General features: G+C 56.3%; 18 protein-coding genes and 1 rRNA gene. 5 read left to right on the top strand and 14 right to left on the bottom strand.

What is annotated here, in order from left to right; translation table 11 throughout:
- The first annotated feature begins 82 nt into the window (after positions 1–82).
- Positions 83–286: a hypothetical protein gene (locus AO726_RS10415; RefSeq protein ID WP_058068029.1), complete on the top strand. Its 204-nt coding sequence runs from the start codon at positions 83–85 to the stop codon at positions 284–286.
- A 333-nt stretch (positions 287–619) separates the two neighbouring features.
- Entirely contained in the window at positions 620–1,189 is a 570-nt protein-coding gene (locus AO726_RS10410; RefSeq protein ID WP_058068028.1) for a hypothetical protein, read from the top strand.
- A gap of 68 nt (positions 1,190–1,257) precedes the next feature.
- Here the strand turns inward: AO726_RS10410 and AO726_RS10405 are convergent, their stop codons facing one another.
- The 10 genes from AO726_RS10405 to AO726_RS10360 form a co-directional block, all read right to left on the bottom strand.
- Complete coding sequence (locus tag AO726_RS10405) at positions 1,258–1,620, bottom strand: excalibur calcium-binding domain-containing protein (protein WP_058068797.1); 363 nt, start codon at positions 1,618–1,620, stop codon at positions 1,258–1,260.
- Between the two features lie 106 nt (positions 1,621–1,726).
- Positions 1,727–2,635, bottom strand: coding sequence for a DMT family transporter (locus tag AO726_RS10400; RefSeq protein WP_058068027.1), 909 nt, complete (start codon positions 2,633–2,635; stop codon positions 1,727–1,729).
- Between the two features lie 18 nt (positions 2,636–2,653).
- Positions 2,654–3,286, bottom strand: a complete 633-nt coding sequence (can, locus tag AO726_RS10395; RefSeq protein WP_058068026.1) for a carbonate dehydratase — start codon at positions 3,284–3,286, stop codon at positions 2,654–2,656.
- A gap of 87 nt (positions 3,287–3,373) precedes the next feature.
- Positions 3,374–3,826, bottom strand: coding sequence for a ribosomal protein S18-alanine N-acetyltransferase (gene rimI, locus AO726_RS10390; protein WP_058068025.1), 453 nt, complete (start codon positions 3,824–3,826; stop codon positions 3,374–3,376).
- Positions 3,823–4,656, bottom strand: coding sequence for a hypothetical protein (locus AO726_RS10385; RefSeq protein WP_058068024.1), 834 nt, complete (start codon positions 4,654–4,656; stop codon positions 3,823–3,825). Before AO726_RS10385 ends, rimI begins: the two co-directional genes overlap by 4 nt.
- 357 nt (positions 4,657–5,013) lie before the next feature.
- Positions 5,014–6,258: a saccharopine dehydrogenase family protein gene (locus AO726_RS10380; RefSeq protein WP_058068023.1), complete on the bottom strand. Its 1,245-nt coding sequence runs from the start codon at positions 6,256–6,258 to the stop codon at positions 5,014–5,016.
- Positions 6,259–6,285: 27 nt separating this feature from the next.
- Positions 6,286–7,383 carry a carboxynorspermidine decarboxylase gene (locus AO726_RS10375; protein WP_058068022.1) on the bottom strand — a complete coding sequence of 366 codons (1,098 nt, stop codon included), beginning with the start codon at positions 7,381–7,383 and terminating at the stop codon, positions 6,286–6,288.
- Between the two features lie 233 nt (positions 7,384–7,616).
- Complete coding sequence (locus tag AO726_RS10370) at positions 7,617–8,114, bottom strand: DUF6160 family protein (RefSeq protein ID WP_342633118.1); 498 nt, start codon at positions 8,112–8,114, stop codon at positions 7,617–7,619.
- Between the two features lie 10 nt (positions 8,115–8,124).
- Entirely contained in the window at positions 8,125–9,774 is a 1,650-nt protein-coding gene (locus AO726_RS10365) for a hypothetical protein (protein ID WP_082629138.1), read from the bottom strand.
- 2 nt (positions 9,775–9,776) lie between these two features.
- A complete protein-coding gene (locus AO726_RS10360) occupies positions 9,777–10,871 on the bottom strand; it encodes a DUF6160 family protein (RefSeq protein ID WP_058068019.1) in 1,095 nt (364 codons plus the stop codon).
- A 340-nt stretch (positions 10,872–11,211) separates the two neighbouring features.
- Between AO726_RS10360 and mksB the strand changes: the two genes are divergently transcribed.
- The 3 genes from mksB to mksF are packed head-to-tail and all read left to right on the top strand — an operon-like array spanning position 11,212 to position 15,976.
- Entirely contained in the window at positions 11,212–12,462 is a 1,251-nt protein-coding gene (gene mksB, locus AO726_RS10355; protein WP_058068018.1) for an Mks condensin complex protein MksB, read from the top strand.
- Positions 12,459–13,151: an Mks condensin complex protein MksE gene (mksE, locus tag AO726_RS10350; RefSeq protein WP_058068017.1), complete on the top strand. Its 693-nt coding sequence runs from the start codon at positions 12,459–12,461 to the stop codon at positions 13,149–13,151. The genes mksB and mksE overlap by 4 nt, the downstream gene beginning before the upstream one ends.
- Positions 13,148–15,976: an Mks condensin complex protein MksF gene (mksF, locus tag AO726_RS10345; RefSeq protein ID WP_058068016.1), complete on the top strand. Its 2,829-nt coding sequence runs from the start codon at positions 13,148–13,150 to the stop codon at positions 15,974–15,976. The genes mksE and mksF overlap by 4 nt, the downstream gene beginning before the upstream one ends.
- A gap of 62 nt (positions 15,977–16,038) precedes the next feature.
- Here mksF and AO726_RS10340 read toward each other — a convergent pair whose 3' ends face one another.
- The 4 genes from AO726_RS10340 to rrf all read right to left on the bottom strand — a co-directional run bounded on the left by AO726_RS10340 (position 16,039) and on the right by rrf (position 19,951).
- Positions 16,039–18,342: a PqiB family protein gene (locus AO726_RS10340; RefSeq protein WP_058068015.1), complete on the bottom strand. Its 2,304-nt coding sequence runs from the start codon at positions 18,340–18,342 to the stop codon at positions 16,039–16,041.
- Entirely contained in the window at positions 18,335–18,958 is a 624-nt protein-coding gene (locus AO726_RS10335; protein ID WP_058068014.1) for a paraquat-inducible protein A, read from the bottom strand. Before AO726_RS10335 ends, AO726_RS10340 begins: the two co-directional genes overlap by 8 nt.
- Entirely contained in the window at positions 18,945–19,604 is a 660-nt protein-coding gene (locus AO726_RS10330; protein WP_058068013.1) for a paraquat-inducible protein A, read from the bottom strand. Before AO726_RS10330 ends, AO726_RS10335 begins: the two co-directional genes overlap by 14 nt.
- 231 nt (positions 19,605–19,835) lie before the next feature.
- A 5S ribosomal RNA gene (gene rrf / locus AO726_RS10325) occupies positions 19,836–19,951 on the bottom strand.
- Positions 19,952–20,109 lie beyond the last annotated feature (158 nt).

Genomic DNA, 20,109 nt, shown 5'->3' with positions numbered 1-20,109 from the left:
CCTGCCCTTGATAGCGCTTTACCGCAGGCCTATTCTCTCGCCCGATTCGTGGTGTAAGCCGCAACACATCAGGACAGTTTTGATGAAAGACGACTTTGAAGAAATCAGGGCTGAGCGGGACCGGCCTTTCCGCTATAAGCAAGAGACCAAGCAATATGCAGGTCTGTGGAAGCAGATAGCCTTGGGCATCGTGGTTGGTTACTGCGCACTGGGGCTGCTGAGCGTTATTGGCTGGTTTATTGCCGTGCAGGTTATGTCGAGCGGGCTGTCTTTTAATCTGCCTTAATACGCTAGTTGTTTTGCCAGTTGGATGGTTTGCTCACTTAATTCTCTCCAATCTACAGCGCAGTCGTTTTAGCAGATTTGCGCTGTCACCTTGGTCGCGCATTCACACGCTGCGACTTTCACATTGCAAACCCGCGTTGTTTTCTGAAAAGCGCCGGGCTAGCCGCATTTATAAAATCCAAACTATTTCAGTCACTTAGAAAACCACCCTGGTCTGGCCTAGGTCTTGCTCTAGGTATTTTGCGCGCTTGGCTCTGCACTTGAGCCAAACCGCCACGCGCGAAGCATTGCTTCCCACTCCCCAGCATTCGCATAGCTATAAGGAAGAAAACGAATGTTCAGTGAAAAAATGTTGATGCTCACCTACACGCCCCGCGCCGACTCTGAGAGCCGTGGCTATAACCCTTGGCTGCGTGAAATCGACACGCCGTTTTTCAACTCAGTGAAGAAGATTGCGCACTACGGCAACTGGAAAGTCACCCCACCCTCCAGCCAACAGGTGAACTGGACGCACTTTGACTTTATGCATCTGGCCAGCGGTGTCGAAGCAGAAGACATTCTGGTGCAGCCCGATGTTGCCGAGTTTGCCGCTGGCTGGACCCGCCAGTGGGGCCTGGACCCGAACGCGGAAGATCTCTCAGTTAACTACCGCGTGCATAAGGCTGAGCGCGTGCGTCAGGGGCAGATCAAACGTGGTGGGCTGGTGGCGCTGATCCTCAACCCGAATATGAACCACCTGCCGATTCAGGCTGAAATCTGGAAAGTCACCGGCATGGTGCTGGGTCAGCAGGAGATGAGCGACACCTTTGCGGTGATGCCGCTGCCGTACTCCGACACCGAGATTGATCCTAAATGGGGGGAGGTGGTACTGGTCGGCGAGTGCATCGCACAGCCGGGGTTCTGATGCGTTAATCACGCCTTTGCAGAAGTGCCTTTAGGTACTAGAGGCACTTCTGTCACGCGCTCTGACGATCAGCACCACTGGCTTTCACAAGGGACGCCATCGTGATCGCCATCCATTTGTACGCTAGGACAGTTACGCAAAAAGAAAGTCGCCTCTTCGCAGGAGTGCATCTGTGAACAGTGCTTACGCCCATCACAGCGATAACGGCTAGCAGCCTCGCTAGTGGGCTGCGAGGAAGCCGTGAGTCGCTGCACGCCCGAGCGGAGCTTTGCACTCGCATCACTGAAAAATGAGGTGGATGTCTGTATGAGCGGCTGGTTCATCTGCGAGCCGTCGACATTGATATTGGTGATCACCGGGCTTTTTGGTGGCTTGAAATAGAACTGCCAAGCCAATCCTCCCAGCACCAGCAAAATCAGTAACGTTTTCATCAAATACCCTTTGTCGTTGTTATAGGCGAATGCGTGAAGAGCTTTCAGCGTGCCATCAGTATCTGGGTAATGCAGGTGCAACTGGGCGTAGGCCCAGCTGCACGGATTACGACTTTACAGTCTTCTGGCGCGCAGCCAGCATCAGCCCACTAAAGATCAGCGCGCCCCCCATCAAGTGGTAGCTTTTAAGGCCTTCATCCAACAGCAACCAAGCCAATATCGCGGTGAATACAGGCATTAAGTAACTGGTCAGCGCAGCTTTGCCCGCACCGATGATCTTCACGCCATGATTCCAACACAGGTAAGCCACCAGTGAGGCAAACACCGCCGCATAGGCTACTGCACCAAGGTTGGCGGGAGTGACAACAAACCGTGCCCCTTGGCTGTATTCATAGAGGTAAATTGGTGCGAGCAGCACCACGCCAAGCAAGATCATCACCCCTAACAGTGCCAACGGCGGAATCGCATAGAGATGACTCGACCAACACCGCAACAACACCGAATACAATGCCCAGTCAGCCACCGCAATCAACATGATCAAATCGCCCTTGGCAAATCGCAGCGCCAACAGGCGGTTCATCTCGCCGCGGCTGATCAGAATCAGCAGCCCCAGTACAGCAATCAGCATCCCCAGCCAGGCTAGCCGAGTGGGCCACTCTTTAAGGATGAGACCTGCTGCAACCACCGTCATCAATGGGATGCAGGTGTTAACCAAGGTGATATTGAGGGCTTCGGTGGTGTGCGCCGCCGTGTACAAAAATGAGTTGTAACCGGTGATCCCCAATGCAGCCACGACGAGCAATCGCCAACCGGCAGCCCTTACCTGATGACGGTGCTGCCACAACGGCACTGCGACCACAGGTAGCAAGATCAGCAAGGCAAGGTTCCACCGCCAAAAAGCCAGCGCCAGCGGCGGAATATCGTCCATAAAAGCCCGGGCCAACAGAGCATTACCTGCCCAACACAAGATGGCGACCAGCAGGCCCGCCAGCGCCAGCGAGCGCGAATGATTCATGTAAGTCTCGATTTTTTATTACGGCAGTAAGCGGTATTGCGGGGGCAACTGCTCGATCCCTGAGACGGTTACATTGAGGTTTTTCCAGCGGCCATCCTTGATGCCGTAGATACAGCCATGCACCGATAAGTCCTGACCTCGGTGCCAGGCGTTTTGCACAATGCTGGTGTGGCTGACATTCGCCACCTGCTGGATAACGTTGAGCTCGCAAAGGCGGTCGACACGCTCCTCTTCCGTCTCAAACGTGGCCAGGTGTTCACGGTGCTCGTAAGCCAGATCACGGATGCTGCGCAGCCAGCCATCGATCAGGCCAAGCTGGTTGTTCTGCATGGAAGCGCGCACGCCGCCACAGCCGTAATGGCCGGTGACGAGGATGTGTTTGACCTTAAGCGCATCGACGGCGTACTGGATCACTGACAAGCAGTTCAGATCAGTGTGCAGCACTACGTTGGCAACGTTGCGGTGTACAAACAGATCCCCTGGCAGCAGGCCAACGATTTCATTGGCTGGCACCCGGGCATCGGAACAGCCGATCCACAAATATTCCGGCACTTGCTGTTGGGCCAGCTTGGTAAAGAACTCGGGATCTTCTTCTTTGATCGATTCAGCCCAGCGTGCGTTGTTGTCGAACAGATGTTGCAGATCGCTCATATCCGGCTCCTTTTTTGGCTGGGCACGATAAAAACAGCGCCGGGCTTTGACAAGAAAATTTCCGCCAGCGCATGTTGCTGCGCAGTGTCAGTCAAACAACGGGCAGACCATCACCAAGGCATCTTCACGGCCACCGACTGCCGGGTAATAACCGCGGCGACGGCCGACTTCATTAAAGCCGTAACGCTCATACAGACGGTAGGCGGTCTGGTTGCTGTCGCGCACTTCCAGAAAGCAGTCTTTAGCACCTTGGGCTTTGGCCTGGCTCATCAGGTGTTCAAGCAATTTGTAGCCAAGGCCGCGACCCTGGCTTTCGACTTTAACCGTGATGTTGAGCAGATGGGCTTCATCCATGATCACTTGAATCACGCCGTGCCCCACTTGCTGGCTGCCTTCAAACATCACCCAGCAGCTGTATGAGCTGAGGCTGTCGGTGAAGATGCCCCTCGTCCAGGGGTGGCTGAAAGCGGCGTATTCAATCTTCAGTACAGCGTCTAGATCCGCCTCGGTCATGGGGCGGAAACTGATTGCATCACTCATTCGGTTTGGCTCATCCAACGCTGGCGCACTCGCTGCATGGCGTGCCACAGCTCGCGTTTACGCTCAGGTTCTTCCATCAGCAGTTCCAGACCGGGTAACGCCCAGGCAGCGCCCAGGCCTTCGATCTGCAACTCGCGGTTGTAGTGGTCTTCATTTACATCGCCACAGAAGCGCATCGCAGGCAGACCAACCAGCCACAGGCAGATGCAAGGCTCTTGCTCTTCAAGTCGCGCCGTGACGAAGGTCTGCACGTAGTCCAATGCAGCTTGCGGCCCCTGATCCAGCTGACCACGCGCCAGTAATGGCCAGCGGACTGGCTCGCCGATGGGCTTCGGAGTGTCTTGTAATCCGGCAGCGCGGAGCATGTCCTTAAGCAGCAGGAAGGCAGGATCACGCCCTTGCAGCGGCTCGCCAGTAGGCAACTCGACCAACACGGCACAGGTGCCGACACGCATCAGTTGCAGGGCGAAGCGCGGCGGCGGAACAGGTACGACGCGCTCTGGTTTGGCTGGCGATTCTTCAGGCTGTTCAGCAGCCACTTCGCGCAACGCTGCAGCGGGCTTGGGCGGTTCAATCTTAGCCCGCACTTCAGCGATAACCGACGCGCGCCCTTGCGGGTTTTCGCCGTTTGCCGGGCTGTCGTTGGTAGCACCAGCAGACGGCCTAGCCGTAGCGGCAACCGGCTCATTAACAGCCGGCGCTTCCGGCTCAGGCATCGGCTGCAGCAGTTCTGGGCGGGACGGCGCAGCAAACGGCAGTTCCACGCGCGGCAGCCAACTGGCGACCTGCATGGCACTGAGGTAGGCGCGGCGGCGTAATTCGCTGATCAAACCGGACTCACCTTGTTGAGGCAGTGGTTTCGATTCATAAGGCAAACAAGGCCCGATACGGTAAATGAGTCGGCGATTGTCGCGTTATTTGCGCCGTGCGGGAAGCGCTGAACAGAGATAACCGTCGTATTGATGCACTCATGTGGTTGGCCTAAGACCGCAAAGCGGTTTATCCACCAACGGCTTCAAGCCCGGCCACAGACTGTGAATAAAACGACGACATGTGTGCCAAAGGGTTTAATGGACGGCATCGTCCATCCACCTAGCCATACCCTCTACTGCATAAACGACAACGCCCGCCGAAGTGGCGGGCGTTGTGGATCATGTAGCGTCACGCGAACGCATGACGCCGACCGATCAGACAGCTTGATCCCACGGACGGTCGCCGTTGGCGTCCTTGATCCGGGTTGGCAGTCCCATCACGTCCAGCAGTTTGAGGAACGGCTCAGCAGGCAGTTGCTCAACGTTGGCCATGTGTGCCACATCCCAGTCACCACGGGCGACCAGCAGCGCAGCCGCGACAGGAGGTACACCTGCGGTGTAGGAGATGCCCTGGCTGTCGGTTTCAGCGTAGGCCTCTTCGTGGTCCGCCACGTTGTAGATGAACAGCTCAGTCGGTTGGCCATCTTTAGTGCCTTTGACCACATCACCGATGCAGGTTTTGCCGGTATAACCCGGTGCCAGCGAAGCCGGATCAGGCAGTACGGCCTTAACCACTTTCAGCGGCACTACTTCCAGGCCTTCGGCAGTTCTAACTGGCTGCTCAGAGAGCAGGCCCAGATTTTTCAGCACAGTGAACACGTTGATGTAGTGCTCACCAAAGCTCATCCAGAAACGCACATTCGGTACGTTCAGGTGTTTCGACAGGGAGTGCACTTCGTCATGCCCTGTCAGGTACAAATTCTGTTGGCCGACCACCGGCAAATCGTCGGTGCGCTTGACTTCAAACATTTTGTTGCTGGTCCACTGGCTGTTCTGCCAGCTCCAGACTTGGCCGGTAAATTCGCGGAAGTTGATTTCCGGGTCGAAGTTGGTGGCGAAGTATTTGCCGTGGCTGCCGGCGTTAACGTCGAGGATGTCGATCGACTCGATGCTGTCGAAATACTTCTGCTGGGCCAGTGCGGCATAGGCATTCACCACGCCCGGATCAAAGCCGACGCCAAGAATGGCAGTCACGCCTTTGTCCTTACACTCTTCCAGGTGTTTCCACTCGTAGTTGCCATACCATGGCGGCGTTTCACAAATCTTGCCCGGTTCTTCATGGATGGCGGTGTCCAGGTACGCAGCGCCGGTATCCAGGCAAGCACGCAGTACGGACATATTCAGGAAGGCTGAACCGACGTTAATCACGATCTGCGATTCAGTTTCACGGATCAAAGCTTTGGTCGCTTCGATATCCAGCGCGTTGAGGGCGTATGCCTTGATTTCTGCAGGCTGCTTAAGGCTGCCTTTAGCTTGCACGCTGTCGATGATGGCCTGGCATTTGGAGATGTTGCGCGACGCAATACTGATACGACCAAGTTCGTCGTTGTGTTGCGCACACTTGTGGGCCACCACCTTGGCGACACCTCCTGCACCAATGATAAGAACGTTCTTCTTCAATTTCTCTATCTCTCCTTATCCGCCAGCTCAGGACAAGCTGGACAGGTAGTCGTCGAAGCCAAATTCCCGCACCAGCTCGACATTCCCGTCGAGTTGACGCACTGCAATGGCTGGCATTTTTAGTCCGTTGAACCAGTTTTTCTTGACCATGGTGTAGCCTGCTGCGTCGATAAACGACAGTCGATCGCCGATGGCCAGCGGACGATCAAATTGGTACTCACCGAAGATGTCCCCGGCCAGACACGACTTACCACACACCATGTAGGTGTGCTCGCCGTTGCACGGTTCCATCTTGGCGTTGAGGCGGTAGATCAGAAGATCGAGCATGTGCGCTTCGATAGAGCTGTCGACTACGGCCAGATTCTTACCGTTGTACAGGGTATCGAGCACAGTCACTTCCAGCGACGAGCTGAGGGTGATCGCGGCTTCGCCCGGCTCCAGATAGACCTGCACACCAAAGCGCTCGGAGAAGGCTTTCAGGCGCGCGCAGAACTGATCAATCGGATAGCCCTCACCGGTAAAGTGAATGCCACCGCCAAGGCTCACCCAATCAACACGGGCCAGCAGGTGGCCGAAGCGTTCTTCAATGGTGGTGAGCATCTTGTCGAACAGCTCAAAGCTGCTGTTCTCACAGTTGTTGTGGAACATGAAGCCGGTGATCTTATCCATCACTGCTTCAATCTTCGCCGGGTCCCACTCGCCCAGACGGCTGAACGGGCGGGCCGGGTCAGCCAGCAGGTAGTCGGAGCTGCTCACCTGCGGGTTAACACGCAGACCACGAATCTTGCCTTCGGTCTTGTCAGCAAAACGCTCCAACTGGCCGATGGAGTTGAAGATGATCTTGTCGCAGTTCTCGACCATTTCTTCAATTTCATCATCTGCCCAGGCCACGCTGTAGGCGTGGGTCTCACCGACAAACTTCTGGCGGCCAAGTTTGAGTTCATACAGTGACGAGGACGTAGTGCCGTCCATGTATTGCTGCATCAGGTCGAATACCGACCAGGTGGCAAAGCACTTCAGCGCCAGCAGCGCCTTGGCTCCGGAGTTCTCGCGCACGTAGGCGATCTTCTCCAGATTGACCAGCAGTTTCTGTTTGTCGATGAGGTAGTACGGCGTTTTGATCATCTGCGTGCCCGTTCAAAAGTAAGCAGACAGGAATCAGCAAGCTGACCCCTCTGAAAAATGGAGGCGAATTGTGCCTATGCCGGGCGATTATCGAAAGCCTTAATGGCTCAATTTGTCCTTCTGCCCTTTCAAGAGGTAATCACCCCATGCGCTGGGCTGCAAGGATGGGCCAATAAAGATGAAGGAAGAATGACAGCTCAGCCCCAAACTGCCGGGCTGCTGGAGGGCAGAGCTTACGGTGCAGCAAAGATGTACAGGTTGCCCTGCATGCGGACATTACCGTTAGTCTGATAAGTGAACAGGTGATGCTGATCAAACCCGGCCCCCGGCACCGCTTGGTTGGCTCCAGCCAGGGTGAACTGGGCGTTTTGAAAAGTCGCCGAGCGTAGACCGATTTTCAGCACATCTTTATTAAACAGCGCCCCCTCGCCGTTATAGCCACTGTTAATGCGCTGGATATCCAGGGTGACGCCATCAAAGCTGAACCTGCCCTGAATATTGTCCAACACGATGTAGCCATTACTGAGCCCCGGCTTAAACGCCAGCCGAGCACCACAGCCGCCTGCACAGCGAGTCTGCGAGGGATTACGGGCAATATTGAGGCTGACACTGAGACTGACACCCGCTTGCCCGCTTACGGCCTGCATTTCCTCTTCTGCCAGGGCTTGCATTTCAGCCCTGAGCGGCATGGCCAGCAGCAATAAAGCAGGCAGGACAATCTGTCTCAACATGTCCATCTCCTCAGCGTGGCAATTTCACGGTAGTCATTTTCATGTAGTCCAGCCGCAGACCGCGAATGGACTGTGAGCCGATATCCACATTGCCGATTTTCACGTTACCCAGACTGATGTTGCTTTTCGGCACGTCACGGTAGAACTCAACGTGATTTGCCCAGGTTACTGAGGGCAGAGTCAATTCAATTTCACCGTTGGCCAACGACCCCAGTTGCAAGGGCTGCAGACGCCCATGACCGAGGTTGACATCCAGATACACGTTGCTGGCCACCAGACGACTGGTGTCTGTACAGGTACGGCAGGCGCTTAGCACCAGACGGTCCGCGTACAGTTGCAAACTCGTTTCCAGATTCAGCTTGCCATTGGCACCCCACATATTCAGGTAGCTGTTGTGCAGGGTGAAACCTTCAAACTCCAGCGCGAAGAAGTCGGTCCGGGTTGTGGTTGCCCCCGGAACGATATTGCCGCTGCTGTTCTTGCTGTAAGCCGTTGACGGCAAACTAAAGCGAGTCTTCAGGCCGATATCCATACCTTTGACCCGAGTACCACCCTGCTGCAAGGCACCGACCACGATCATGATGGTGTCCCGGTCAGCATTAGTTTTACCGATACGGCCACCAACGCAGGTAGGTGAGTTTTGCGTGGGCGTGCCACACAGGCCGGAGAAGGTGTTGTAATCCGCCTGCCGCTTGGTAAGTGTCTGACCGTTACGTGTCACCTCCCAGGCAGCACCGACGGCTTGTTGCGCGCTAAGCAATTCAGCGGCTTTGGTGTTGTAGGCGTTCAGCGCAGCTGTGTCAGCAGCCTGAGCAGCGTTGTAGGCATCAACGGACTGGTTATAGGCCTGAGCGGCTGGGTTACTGCATGCATTGACGCAGAGATACTTCGACCCCAGCGAGGGCTTATAGACGGTTAACCAGCCGTCCTCCATATAAAAATCCGGTGCGGCAGCATAGGCCGTACTACGCGTATTGCCAGCCTGAGCAAACTCTTGCTGTCGCTGTTTATAAAGAGTGACAGCCGCCTGAGTTTCCACCAGTTTCACATCCAGCTCGGCCTGGCGTTGAAGCACCAGCGGCATATCGGCGTCGATCCCCGCCTTCAAGTTGGCAAACTGACCACCGTAAAGGTTCCATATCTCTGTGCGCGTCTGATTAAGACGTGTCAGTTCCTGATTGACCTGCGTAACCGCACGGGTCGGGTCGGTACAGCCAGCAGTACCGAACAGGCAGCCCTGATACAGGGACCAGATGCCGTACGTCCGGGTGTCATTCAGCGGATCGGTATAATGCGGCGTTTTCAGCTGCATGGCCTGCGTGGCCGCAGGCAAGGTTGCCGCCTGCTGCTGACCGACTACTTTCAGTGTGAACGGATGCAGCGGTGAGCCAATCTGCGCCGTCGTATCCACGGCCCCACGCTGACTGCCCTGGCCTTTGATATACAGGTTCTCAAACTCAATGGTCAGATCACGGTTCTGGCTGTCGCGCAGTCCGCTAACCCGAGCGGTTGCCTGGCTCTGGTCATAGAGAAACTCATCAGCAAAAAAACCGATGCCAGCACCGCTGACTTCAGACATTTCCTCGTCATCCAGCACCTGCATGGCCTGCACCAAAGGACACAGCGTCAGCAACAGCCACAGCCCATGCGCCTTAACCATGCTCAGCACCCCGAACCTGCTGCGCCCATGCAGGTAGGCTGACGAGGTGTGCCACGCAAGGCGTCATACAAGTTAAGCAAGAAGGGATAAACAGCAGCCGCACCTTCACCTTTCTTGGCGAAGTTAGCAAAGGCACCACTTTGGGTTTCGACAAATTTTCCGGCATTGGCCAGATCTTGCCAGGGTACGTTCTGGTTCTGCAGCGAGAAGAACACGCCCTGCGCACCGCCCTGAACAATGTCAGTCTTAGTCGGATCGCCCACATAAATGGATTTGTAGTTGGCAATCGGGAAACAGGTCACAAGGCCCAGCGCCTGGCAGTTACTGACTTGGGATAAAGTCGGAATCAGCGAAGCGATCAAACCGCTTTCATCCGTTTGCAGGGAGCCCCCCGAAGGCACACCGATGTGTGTGGCACGGCTGATCTTCTGGCCGTTAATCAGGTTGTATCCCGTACCGCTCTGGATCAGCTCAACACCTGCATACACCTCGGTATTCCCCGCCAGCAACAGCGCCGTGCAGTTGATCAGGTTGGCAATACCGCAACCTGCTGTCTGGCGATAAAAATCGTAGGCCAGCGAAGCCGGACCATAGATTTTCCCTTCCATCACACCGGTCAGAGACAGGATGTCACCCGACAAATAGCCCTGTGAGCGGCCGAACCCAAGTCGGATACCCGCTACTTCACGTACACCCTGGCTGTTGTTTTTAAAGGCCAGCTCGATGTAGGGATCACGCACTTTGAACGCCTCAATCGAGGCATTTGACGAGTTGGCATTACGCACCCGGCCAAGGGCAAAGTTGTTAATCAGAATGTCCGCTGGCTGATCAGAAGCCACCCCACCACCGGTGCGGGTGTAATTGCCCAGGCGCAGTTCGTCCATATTCATCAGCAGGTCAATATCAGCCCCCAGATTGACCCGCGTGTACTCAAAGCCGCCGTATGTCAGGGCATCCAGCGTCAGCAGCGCCTGACCTGAGACTTCCGATAGCTCTTCGTCAGTCAGCTCCTGCAACGCAGCATGAGCGCTGAAGGAAAGGCCAGCAGCGGCGCAAAATGGCAGGACAAATTTGCCTAAACGGGCGGATATGGACATATGCGAGACCTTTCCCAAGGTTATAGGCTGAGAGCTCCTACTCAGAGTGCCTTCACTATAAGGATCCCTCCGACGCTCGCCGCCCCGCCCATAGTCGAGTCAGCAGTAACCACTTAGCTGCATCACCCCGAGCGCGTTACCCATCGCAACAGACCCTGGGTAACACTGCTTTGCCAGCATCCGCCAGCCCTTGTGCCAGACGTGTTGCCTTACAACACACAGGAAACACCCTTTTCTTTGCATATGGGCTCAATTCACCATCAATCGATACAAGCATAAAAACGCTTCGCTTCATGCAGTACAATCGCTCCCTTTAACTGGCCTGGAACCTGCCAATTCAATGATTGAGCCCAAGCGCGTTTTGCGCGCCCTTGCCGAACACTGGACGTTACTGGAGCCGCTCTGCGAGCACTTCGACACAGGCACGCTGAGCCTGATCGAGCTGCGCAGCCAGTTGAGCGCCCAGCTTCCGGATGGCACGCCCACCGACATCACCAGCCTGCTCGACCAGTGGATCCGTCTGGATATTTTGGTGCCGGTCGCCAAAAGCCCGAACCGCTTCGAGCTGAACGCGCAGATTCACGACTTCCTCTCCTATCTACGCCGCGAACACCGCCTGGGCCTGTGCCTGGAGATCGAAGCTTACCTGCGCCACCTTGAGCGCCTGGCCGAATACATCCGTGAAGCCTTCGAAGTCCGCGACCCGGCCGATCTGGCCCGACAACTACGCCTGCTTGATATGCGCGTGCGTGACGTGCTGAAAAAGCTCAACAACGACGAACAGGCCCTGATCGCCGTCGCCGAGCGTGCCAAGACCTCCGACCGGCAGATTCCACTGCGTCAGCGCTACGCTGAAGTGCTGGCCACTTGGGACGAATACGTCGAGCCGATGATCCAACTGGTGGCCGCCGACGGTGCCTTCGAACAAGGCGTTTACCGTGTAGAGCACGTCCTGCTGCGCCTGCTCAGTGAACAACAGCGCCTCGGCCAACTGGTCGACGACGACCTGCTGCTGCGCACCCACGCGCGCATTCTGGAAATGCAGACCACCGCCCAGCTTACCCTGCGCCGCGCCCGAGAACTGCTTCTGCCGCTGCGTGAAGAAGCGCGCCGGCACAACGCCGTAACCCGTGGCGCGGCTCTGGCCCTGTCGGTGATCCGCAAAAAAGGTCTGGATGCCGTACCGCAAGCGGCCATGCCGTTGTTTACCCGACCACAAAGCACCTTCCTCGGCACTGCCTCGCAAGTAGAAGCTTACGTCTATGCCTTGGCCCGCTTTGAGCCGAAACCGGCGCAGTTCCCCAAATCCCACGGCAGCCGCAAGGGGCCAGGGCCACGCGCACCACGCACGGCACGGGAGATGATCGAACGCTGCGAACAGGCCCTGCCGCTACCGGATTTGATGACCTGGCTGCTGGAACAGGAGCCGGAAGGCGCTACCGACGAATTGCTCTACTGGTTCTCGCGCCTGTCCCGCGACGGTCGCTTCCAGCGTGACCGCCTTGAGCGCAAGACCTACCTAACCCGCGAGCATCAGGTCAGCCTGAGCTCCTACGCCCTGATCAAGCCGGCCGGGAACACCGCACCATGAATATCGACCTGAAAGAACTCTCCCACCTCGCCCCCATCTTCCGCGAGTTGTTCAAGGGCTATCACATCAGCCGTAACACCCCCGAGCTGTACACCCAGCTGACCAATTTTCAAGACCAGTACCGAGCGCTGTTCAAAGCCCTGGGTTATGAACTGACCTGCGACAGCCGTGGTTTTTATTACTTCATCCCGGAACAAATGGGTGCTCAGGTCAACAAGACCGCTCAGCGTCTGGCCCTGTTTACCTTCATTCTGGTGGAGCACCTGGCCGATCAGGGCCGCGACCCGCTGTCTGTACTGGATGGCGGCAGCCTTGGTCGCGACGAACTGCCTCCGCTGCTGGAGAAATACCGCGACTTGTTCCTGCAGGCCGAAGTCACTACCCAAGACGAGCTGGAAGAAAAAGTCATGCGCCGCCTGACCCAGCTCGGTTTTGCCGGTGAAGAAAACGGCGTGTACCGTTTCCTCGCCCCCATGCACCGTTTCCTTGATGTGTGCCTGAGCGTGCAGCAAGACCGCGACTTGGCCGCCAGCCTGCACAGCAGCCTGCCGCTGCCGACACCCGCACTGCAAACCGAAGACGATGAAGACGAGATCATCCGCCTGGAAAACCCGGAGGATGATTCCGAAGAAGACGCACTGGCCCGCGCCATGGCCGAAGAACGTGCCGCCCAAGAGGATGATGTATGAGCCAGGAACGCTTTGGCATTCGCCGCTTTGCCCTGTTGAACACCGCCGGCTACAGCCTCGGCCTGTTCCCGCTGGAAAACCCGCTGTCGGTGTACGGCGCCAACAACCTGGGTAAATCCGCCTCGATCAACGCCCTGCAATTCCCGATTCTGGCGCGCATGTCGGACATGAGCTTCGGCAAATACAGTCTTGAGCAGTCGCGTAAGTTCTACTTCGCCAGCGACACCAGCTACATCCTTGTTGAAGTCGCCCTGCCCCACGGCCCTCACGTGATCGGTGTAGCCGGTCGCGGCCCCGGCGGCGGTTTCGGTCACCAGTTCTTCGCCTATCAGGGCACACTGGATCTAGATCATTACCAGAAGAACGGCACCTGCTTGCGTCAGCGCGAGCTGTTCAACAACCTTGAACGCGAAGGCATCAAAGCCTACGAGTTGAAGCCTGAAGAACTGCGCCGCCTGCTGGTCGGCGGTCACACTAGCATCCCGCTGGACCTGACCCTGATTCCGCTGCGCTCCACCAGTGAGCAGAGCCTGAAGACTTTCCGCGCCCTGTTCATCAACCTGCTGCACATGCGCGAAATCACCGCGGCCAAGCTCAAGCAGCTGTTCCTTGATGCCTTCGAACACAGCCTGCGCTCCGGCAGCGTCGACTACATCGCCGCCACCGAAGAGGCCTTCCGTGATGTACGCCGCATGGAGCAGGACTACCAGGCACTGGTTACCGCAGGGCCACTGATTGAGGCGCTGTCCTCCGGCGTTGCTCAACGCGATCTGCTGCGCGGCAAACTGCATCGCCTGTCACCGCTGCTCGACTCCCTGCTCGGCACCTGGCACGACTACGCCGGAGCCCGTCGCGAAGAGCTGGTGATCCAAGCTGAGCACTACCGCAACGAACAGGACAGCCTGCAAAACGAGCAGCGCGGCGGCACCCAAGAGCTGATGCGCATGGAGCGCGAAATCAGCGACATCCAGCGCTGGCTGGGTGAACTGGCCGTGCTGAAAAACCGCTTCGCGCTGGTTGAGGACGCCAAGGTTCTCGAAGCCCAGCTGCTCGCCGCCAAAGATGCTCACGACGAACTCGCCGGTGCTCTGGCCCAATCTCGCCAGTTCTCTGCCGAAGACCTCGATGAGCGTCTGCGCGATCTGGAAAAACGCCTCAAGTCGGTCAAGCAGCAGCTGGACCACGCAGACAACAACAGCTACTCGCGCCTGCGCGAAGAGTTCAGCCAGCAGGATGTGGATCGCCTGATGCGTTTGTTCAACGGTCAGCTGTTCAGCCTGCCGCTGGGCGAGAAAGGCATCCAGATGGATGAGCACGGCGCTTGGGTTAAATCGCTGGAGCAGATTCTCGACAGCTTCAACGGCGACCAATTTGAAGTGCCGGGTCTGTCCATCAACCTCTCGCAGATCGAACCACCAACCCTGCAAGCACTTGCCGACCGCGCCGCCCTGCGCGATCAGAAAGACCGCCTGGAACGCGAACTGAAGCAGCTGAAGACTCAGCAAAGCGTCGCCGCCGACCGTGCCGCCAGCAAGGCCCAAGCCGAGCAGCTGTATCAGGCCGTGCTGGATGCACAGAAGGCGCTGGAAGACTTCCGCAAGAGCCAGACCCTAACAGCCGAAGAGCCATCAAAACTGGCCCAGCTGGCTGAGCTGGAAGCCGCTCAAGACGAACTCAAACGCTCCTCCGATGCCTTTACCGAGCGCGTCCAGCAGCTGTCCGCCAAGCTGCAACTGGTAGGGCGCCAACTGGCCGATCTGGAAGCCAAAGAACGCACACTGGAAGACGCCCTGCGCCGCCGCCAGCTGCTGCCGCAAGACCTGCCATTCGGTACGCCGTATATGGACCCGGTCGACGACAGCCTCGACAACCTGCTGCCGCTGCTCAATGACTACCAGGACTCGTGGCAAGGCCTGCAGCGTATCGACGGCCAGATCGAAGCGCTCTACGCGCAAATCCGCCTCAAAGGCGTGGCCAAGTTCGACAGCGAAGACGACGTCGAGCGCCGCCTGCAACTGCTGGTCAACGCCTACGCTCACCGTCAGGACGAAGCTCTGACACTGGCCAAAGCTCGCCGTGCAGCCGTGACCGACATTGCCCGCACCCTGCGCAACATCCGCAGCGACTACGACAACCTGGAACACCAACTGGCCCTGTTCAACCGCGAGATCAACAAGCGTCAGGTTTCCAACCTGGAGAGCTTCCGTATCGTCCTCGCGCCAAACAAAGATGCCCTGCGTCATATCGACCAGATCATCCACAGCGCCGGTCAGTACGAAGAAGGCGAAACCCTCTCCGTGTTCGACCTGCAACAGAGCAGCGAGCAGGACAGCAAGAACGAGGAAGCCAAAGAGTATCTGGCCCGCCTTGTGGCCGCTAACCACAACCAGCTGGGCCTGAAAGACCTGTTTGAACTGGCCTTCGAAATCACTAAGGTCCACGGTCAGCCGGTTATCCACACCGACATCGACGGCGCGGCTTCCAACGGCACCACCATGACCATCAAGGCGCTGACCAACATGTACCTGTTGCTGCACCTGATGGACCGCGACCAAGCCGGTAAAGTACGCCTGCCGTACTACCTGGACGAAGCGGCGGATATCGACGAGAAGAACCAGCAAGCACTGATCGAAACCAGTCTGCAGTTGGGCTTCGTGCCGATTCTGGCCTCGGTGAAACCGCAGGTTTCTGCCCACGTCGCCATCGACCTTGAAGGCGGCAGCGGCCCGAATGGCATCTACATCGACGAAGCGGACTGGAAATACATTCGCCGCCGCGACGACGTGGCCACTCAGGAGCAAACCGCTGAGGCAGAACCTGCCTGATCCGGTGTTACCGCTAAAAACAAACAGGGCCGCAATTGCGGCCCTGTTTGTTTATGCAGACATTATTGATCCAGCTTGATCTTCGGAGCCCACTTCAGCCACTCCTCATTTACATCCTCATGCAAGGCGAATGTCTGGCCCGGCAATGCTGGCGCGCCCATATCCGGGTTATCCGGTGAGGCAAAGGCAATTCCACCTTCGATCAGCGCTTCTAGAGACTCAGTACGCACCTTCACGCCCTTAAACAGGCCTGCATCAACACCAATGCCACTGGCATTCCAGAAACGGCTACCGGTCCTAACCAGCGGCGCATAACGTGGCTCAATCAGGATATGAATCAGTACCCGGTCCGAGGTTGGGCCAAGCTCGTAGCCCGTCACTTTACCCACAGGGATCTCACGGTAGCTGACCTGAACACCCGGCTTGATCGAGCCACGACGGTCCGTGCTCAACACCAGACGCAAACCTTCTTCACGAACGCTCTCAGTCGGAGCTGCATCCAAAGCGATAAATTTAGTCTGCACCTGGCCCTGCCGTGCTGCAGGACGCACCTCTAGATACTGACCTGTCACCAATGTGCCTAAGTTAGCTGCACGGGTGAGGCTGACTTCAGGCTTAACCACCCAGAACTGAGTCCCGGCCTGCGCAATCTGTTTCTCGACCTGAGTAATGCGGGCATGCAGCAGCACTGCCTGCAAATCATCGGTGAACTCCACCTGATCGACTTTGCCGACATCCAGCCCCTTGTAGCGAATGGCTGTACCCGGGCGCAGGCCATCACCAGTCGGAACGCGGATGGTCACCATGGTGCCCTTCTCTTGAGCTTTGTCCTGGCTTTCATACAGGTTGAAGCGCTGTACCCGCTTGGTAATTTTCGCCGCACTGGCATCCGGCGTATCAAAGGTAATCCCACCAGCCAGCAAGGTCTGCAGAGACTCTGCCTTAACCTCAACGCCTGAAAGCCCACCTTTAAGCGTAATGCCACTGGAGTTCCAGAACCGCGTGCTCATATTGATCAGGTGCACGTACTCTGGCTCGATATGTACGCCAAAGGCCACCTGCTGGCTATTACGGGAGAGCTGAATACTCTGCACAGAACCGACTTTGATCTGCCTATACAGAATCGGGCTGCCGACCTCTAATGAACCACGACTTTCACTGTAGAGCGCCAGATGCATACCCGGAGCAGAAAGATCCAGTGGTGGTGCCTTAGCTCTGGCAACAAACTCACGCTTAGGTGCGCCACCTTTCTTACCGGGCCTGACCGCGATGTAGTTACCTTTAACCAAGGCCTCCAGCCCCGTAATACCGGCCAGAGAAATCGACGGTTTGACCATCCAGAACTCGGTGCCCTCAATCACGTAATCTTCCGTGCGGGGGTCCAGCAGTAATTCGACATGGGCACTGGTCAGATCGTCACCGATCTTAAAGGTCTTCATGTAGCCGACTTGAATCCCCTTGTAGACAACCGGCGTGCGCCCCGGCTCCAGTCCGTCGAAGTCATTTAATTGCAGCGATACCTTAATCCCCGCTTGAGCGGCCTCGAAGTCGTCATACAAACGGAACGGAAACTGCGGATCAGTAGGAGGGCTGTCTTTGCGGTTTTCCGGTGTGGCAAACGCTATACCACCGGCAACAATCGTCGCCAGAGACTCAGTACGAATCGACACGCCTGAAAGCCCAGCTTGTACCGTCACACCGCTGGCATTCCAGAATCGCGTGTGTTTGCGCACAAGTGAGGCGAACTCCGGCTGGATGAATATCTTCACCTCAACTTGCTGATGATCATCCATCAGCTTGTAACTCTTCACCCGCCCAACCTGTATCTGTTTATAAAACACAGGACTGTCACGGTTAAGCGAGCCGAGCTTGTCGGCCTTCAGTATCAGGTGCAACCCTGGCTCGGTATCTGCCAGTGGCGGCTCATCAGTCAAGGCAACAAACTTGCGCTTAGGCTCACCATCCCCCGGGGTAACGGCAATGTAATTACCGGACATCAGAGTCTCTATCCCACTGATACCAGCCAGCGACACCTTAGGTTTTACCAACCAAAACTGAGTGTTGGAGCGCAAATGTGGCTCACTACTCTTACTCATTTCCAACGTAGCGCGTACGCCTTGGCGACTGCCATTCTCGTCCAGCTCAAGCTCAACAACCTTACCAACAGACATCCCTTTGTAGATGACTTCGGTTTTACCTGCCTGCAGGCCTTCACCGCTGGGGAACGTCACCTCGATCAAAATCCCGGCATCGTTATAGGCGCGCCACCCCAACCAACCACCAATCACAAGGGCAATCAGCGGCAATATCCAGATTGCCGACCAATTGGAAGCAGGACGGGCTTTTGCCATTGGTAAGTCATTCATACTGGTCATCCAGATCCGTGTTATCCCAAATCAGTCGTGGGTCGAATGTAAGAGCAGCCAGCATGGTAAGAACCACCACACTGGCAAAAGCAGTAGCCCCGTAACCAGGCAGAATACTGGCTAGGCTGCCGAAATTGACCACGGCAACCAAAATCGCGATCACGAAAATATCCAACATCGACCAGCGCCCGATCCACTCAATAAATCGGTACATCAGAATACGCTGGCGTGCCGACATTGGCTGGTGACGCTGTACCGAATAAAGCAGAAGAGCAATGCCTACGAGCTTGAAGGTCGGCACCAGAATGCTGGCGATAAACACCACCGCAGCAATCGGAAACATACCGAGATGAATCAATTCCACCACACCCGACATAATCGTGTCCGACTGACCGCTGCCAAGCGAATTGACTGTCATGATGGGCAGGAGGTTAGCGGGGATATAAAGCACCGCTGCAGTCAGCAACAGCGCCCAGGTTCGCACCAAGCTGTTCGGGCGACGCGCATGCACGTGGGCACCACAACGGCTGCAAAACTGCTTATGAGCGTTCACGTCATAGCGGTTTATCTGATGACATTCGTGGCAGATCAGCAAGCCTGCATCAATGGCCCTCATGAACGTCCTCCCCTGCCAGGGCTTCCCAGATTTGATGCGGCGACATTGTCACCTCAAGCCAAACCTGGACCAGTAACAAGGCTACAAAGCAGCCAAGGCCGAGACCGATACTCAGTTGGGCAAGGTCCACCAGTTTAACAATGGCCACCAGAATCCCCATCAGATAGACCTCCAGCATCCCCCACTCACGCAACTGGTGATAAATCCGGTAACACAGCAAGCCATAACTGCGGCCAAAATCCAGCTGAATACTCAGCAACACAGCGAACTGACATAACAGTTTTAGCAATGGGATAGCCATGCTGCAGAGAAAAACCAGCACAGCAATTTCCCGCATCCCACTGTCATACAGCCCCACGACACCTGACCAAATAGTGTCCTCGGTGGCCTGACCAAGCAGGCTAAGTTGCATGATCGGCAAGAAATTGGCGGGGATATAAAGAAGCAGAGCAGCCAGCACAAGGGCCATGCTGCGCTTAATCACCTGAATCCGGTGTGTGTACAGCTCATACCCACAACGCGGGCACTCGACCCGCTGGCCCGGCTCAAAAGGCGGCTTGCGCAATAACAAGTCGCACTCATGGCAAGCAATCAGCGTTTTTAGATCAAGTTCTGAAATAGGCCCAGAAGATGCCTGTTCAGCCATAGAAGAAACTCTAATGACGGCGTGCTCCCTATCATAGCTGCGAACTAACCAGATTACCCGTAGGACCTGGACATAGCAGCAGACAAACATCCTATTTAATACAGCCTGAATGAGCGCAGGCTGTTCTATATCGCATTAAAGCAACTTCGTCATGCAAGCCCAGAAGCTTATTTTATTCCAGACAAAGAAAAACCCCCGATCAGTTACCTGATCGGGGGTTTTGGTATAGGTGCTTGACGATGACCTACTCTCACATGGGGAAACCCCACACTACCATCGGCGATGCATCGTTTCACTTCTGAGTTCGGGATGGGATCAGGTGGTTCCAATGCTCTATGGTCGTCAAGCGATTCAGCTGGGATATCGCGGTTAAGGCGTTATCCCGAATTGGGTATGTGATTGCTTTGTAGTTGCTGCAAATTTTCGGATTGTTGTCGACTTCAACGGTCTGACACCACAAATTGTTTGGGTGTTATATGGTCAAGCCTCACGGGCAATTAGTACT

The sequence above is a fragment of the Pseudomonas sp. TTU2014-080ASC genome (genome assembly GCF_001446935.1).
Lineage (GTDB): Bacteria > Pseudomonadota > Gammaproteobacteria > Pseudomonadales > Pseudomonadaceae > Aquipseudomonas.
Note: the sequence above shows the minus strand (reverse complement) of the source record. Positions and strands in the feature narration are given on the sequence as shown.

Coding starts and splice junctions, on each gene's coding strand:
- AO726_RS10415 (WP_058068029.1), top strand. CDS start 83: ATGAAAGACGACTTTGAAGAAATCAGGGCTGAGCGGGACCGGCCTTTC.
- AO726_RS10410 (WP_058068028.1), top strand. CDS start 620: ATGTTCAGTGAAAAAATGTTGATGCTCACCTACACGCCCCGCGCCGAC.
- AO726_RS10405 (WP_058068797.1), bottom strand. CDS start 1,620: ATGAAAACGTTACTGATTTTGCTGGTGCTGGGAGGATTGGCTTGGCAG.
- AO726_RS10400 (WP_058068027.1), bottom strand. CDS start 2,635: ATGAATCATTCGCGCTCGCTGGCGCTGGCGGGCCTGCTGGTCGCCATC.
- can (WP_058068026.1), bottom strand. CDS start 3,286: ATGAGCGATCTGCAACATCTGTTCGACAACAACGCACGCTGGGCTGAA.
- rimI (WP_058068025.1), bottom strand. CDS start 3,826: ATGAGTGATGCAATCAGTTTCCGCCCCATGACCGAGGCGGATCTAGAC.
- AO726_RS10375 (WP_058068022.1), bottom strand. CDS start 7,383: ATGATCAAAACGCCGTACTACCTCATCGACAAACAGAAACTGCTGGTC.
- AO726_RS10370 (WP_342633118.1), bottom strand. CDS start 8,114: ATGTTGAGACAGATTGTCCTGCCTGCTTTATTGCTGCTGGCCATGCCG.
- AO726_RS10365 (WP_082629138.1), bottom strand. CDS start 9,774: ATGGTTAAGGCGCATGGGCTGTGGCTGTTGCTGACGCTGTGTCCTTTG.
- AO726_RS10360 (WP_058068019.1), bottom strand. CDS start 10,871: ATGTCCATATCCGCCCGTTTAGGCAAATTTGTCCTGCCATTTTGCGCC.
- mksB (WP_058068018.1), top strand. CDS start 11,212: ATGATTGAGCCCAAGCGCGTTTTGCGCGCCCTTGCCGAACACTGGACG.
- mksE (WP_058068017.1), top strand. CDS start 12,459: ATGAATATCGACCTGAAAGAACTCTCCCACCTCGCCCCCATCTTCCGC.
- mksF (WP_058068016.1), top strand. CDS start 13,148: ATGAGCCAGGAACGCTTTGGCATTCGCCGCTTTGCCCTGTTGAACACC.
- AO726_RS10340 (WP_058068015.1), bottom strand. CDS start 18,342: ATGAATGACTTACCAATGGCAAAAGCCCGTCCTGCTTCCAATTGGTCG.
- AO726_RS10335 (WP_058068014.1), bottom strand. CDS start 18,958: ATGAGGGCCATTGATGCAGGCTTGCTGATCTGCCACGAATGTCATCAG.
- AO726_RS10330 (WP_058068013.1), bottom strand. CDS start 19,604: ATGGCTGAACAGGCATCTTCTGGGCCTATTTCAGAACTTGATCTAAAA.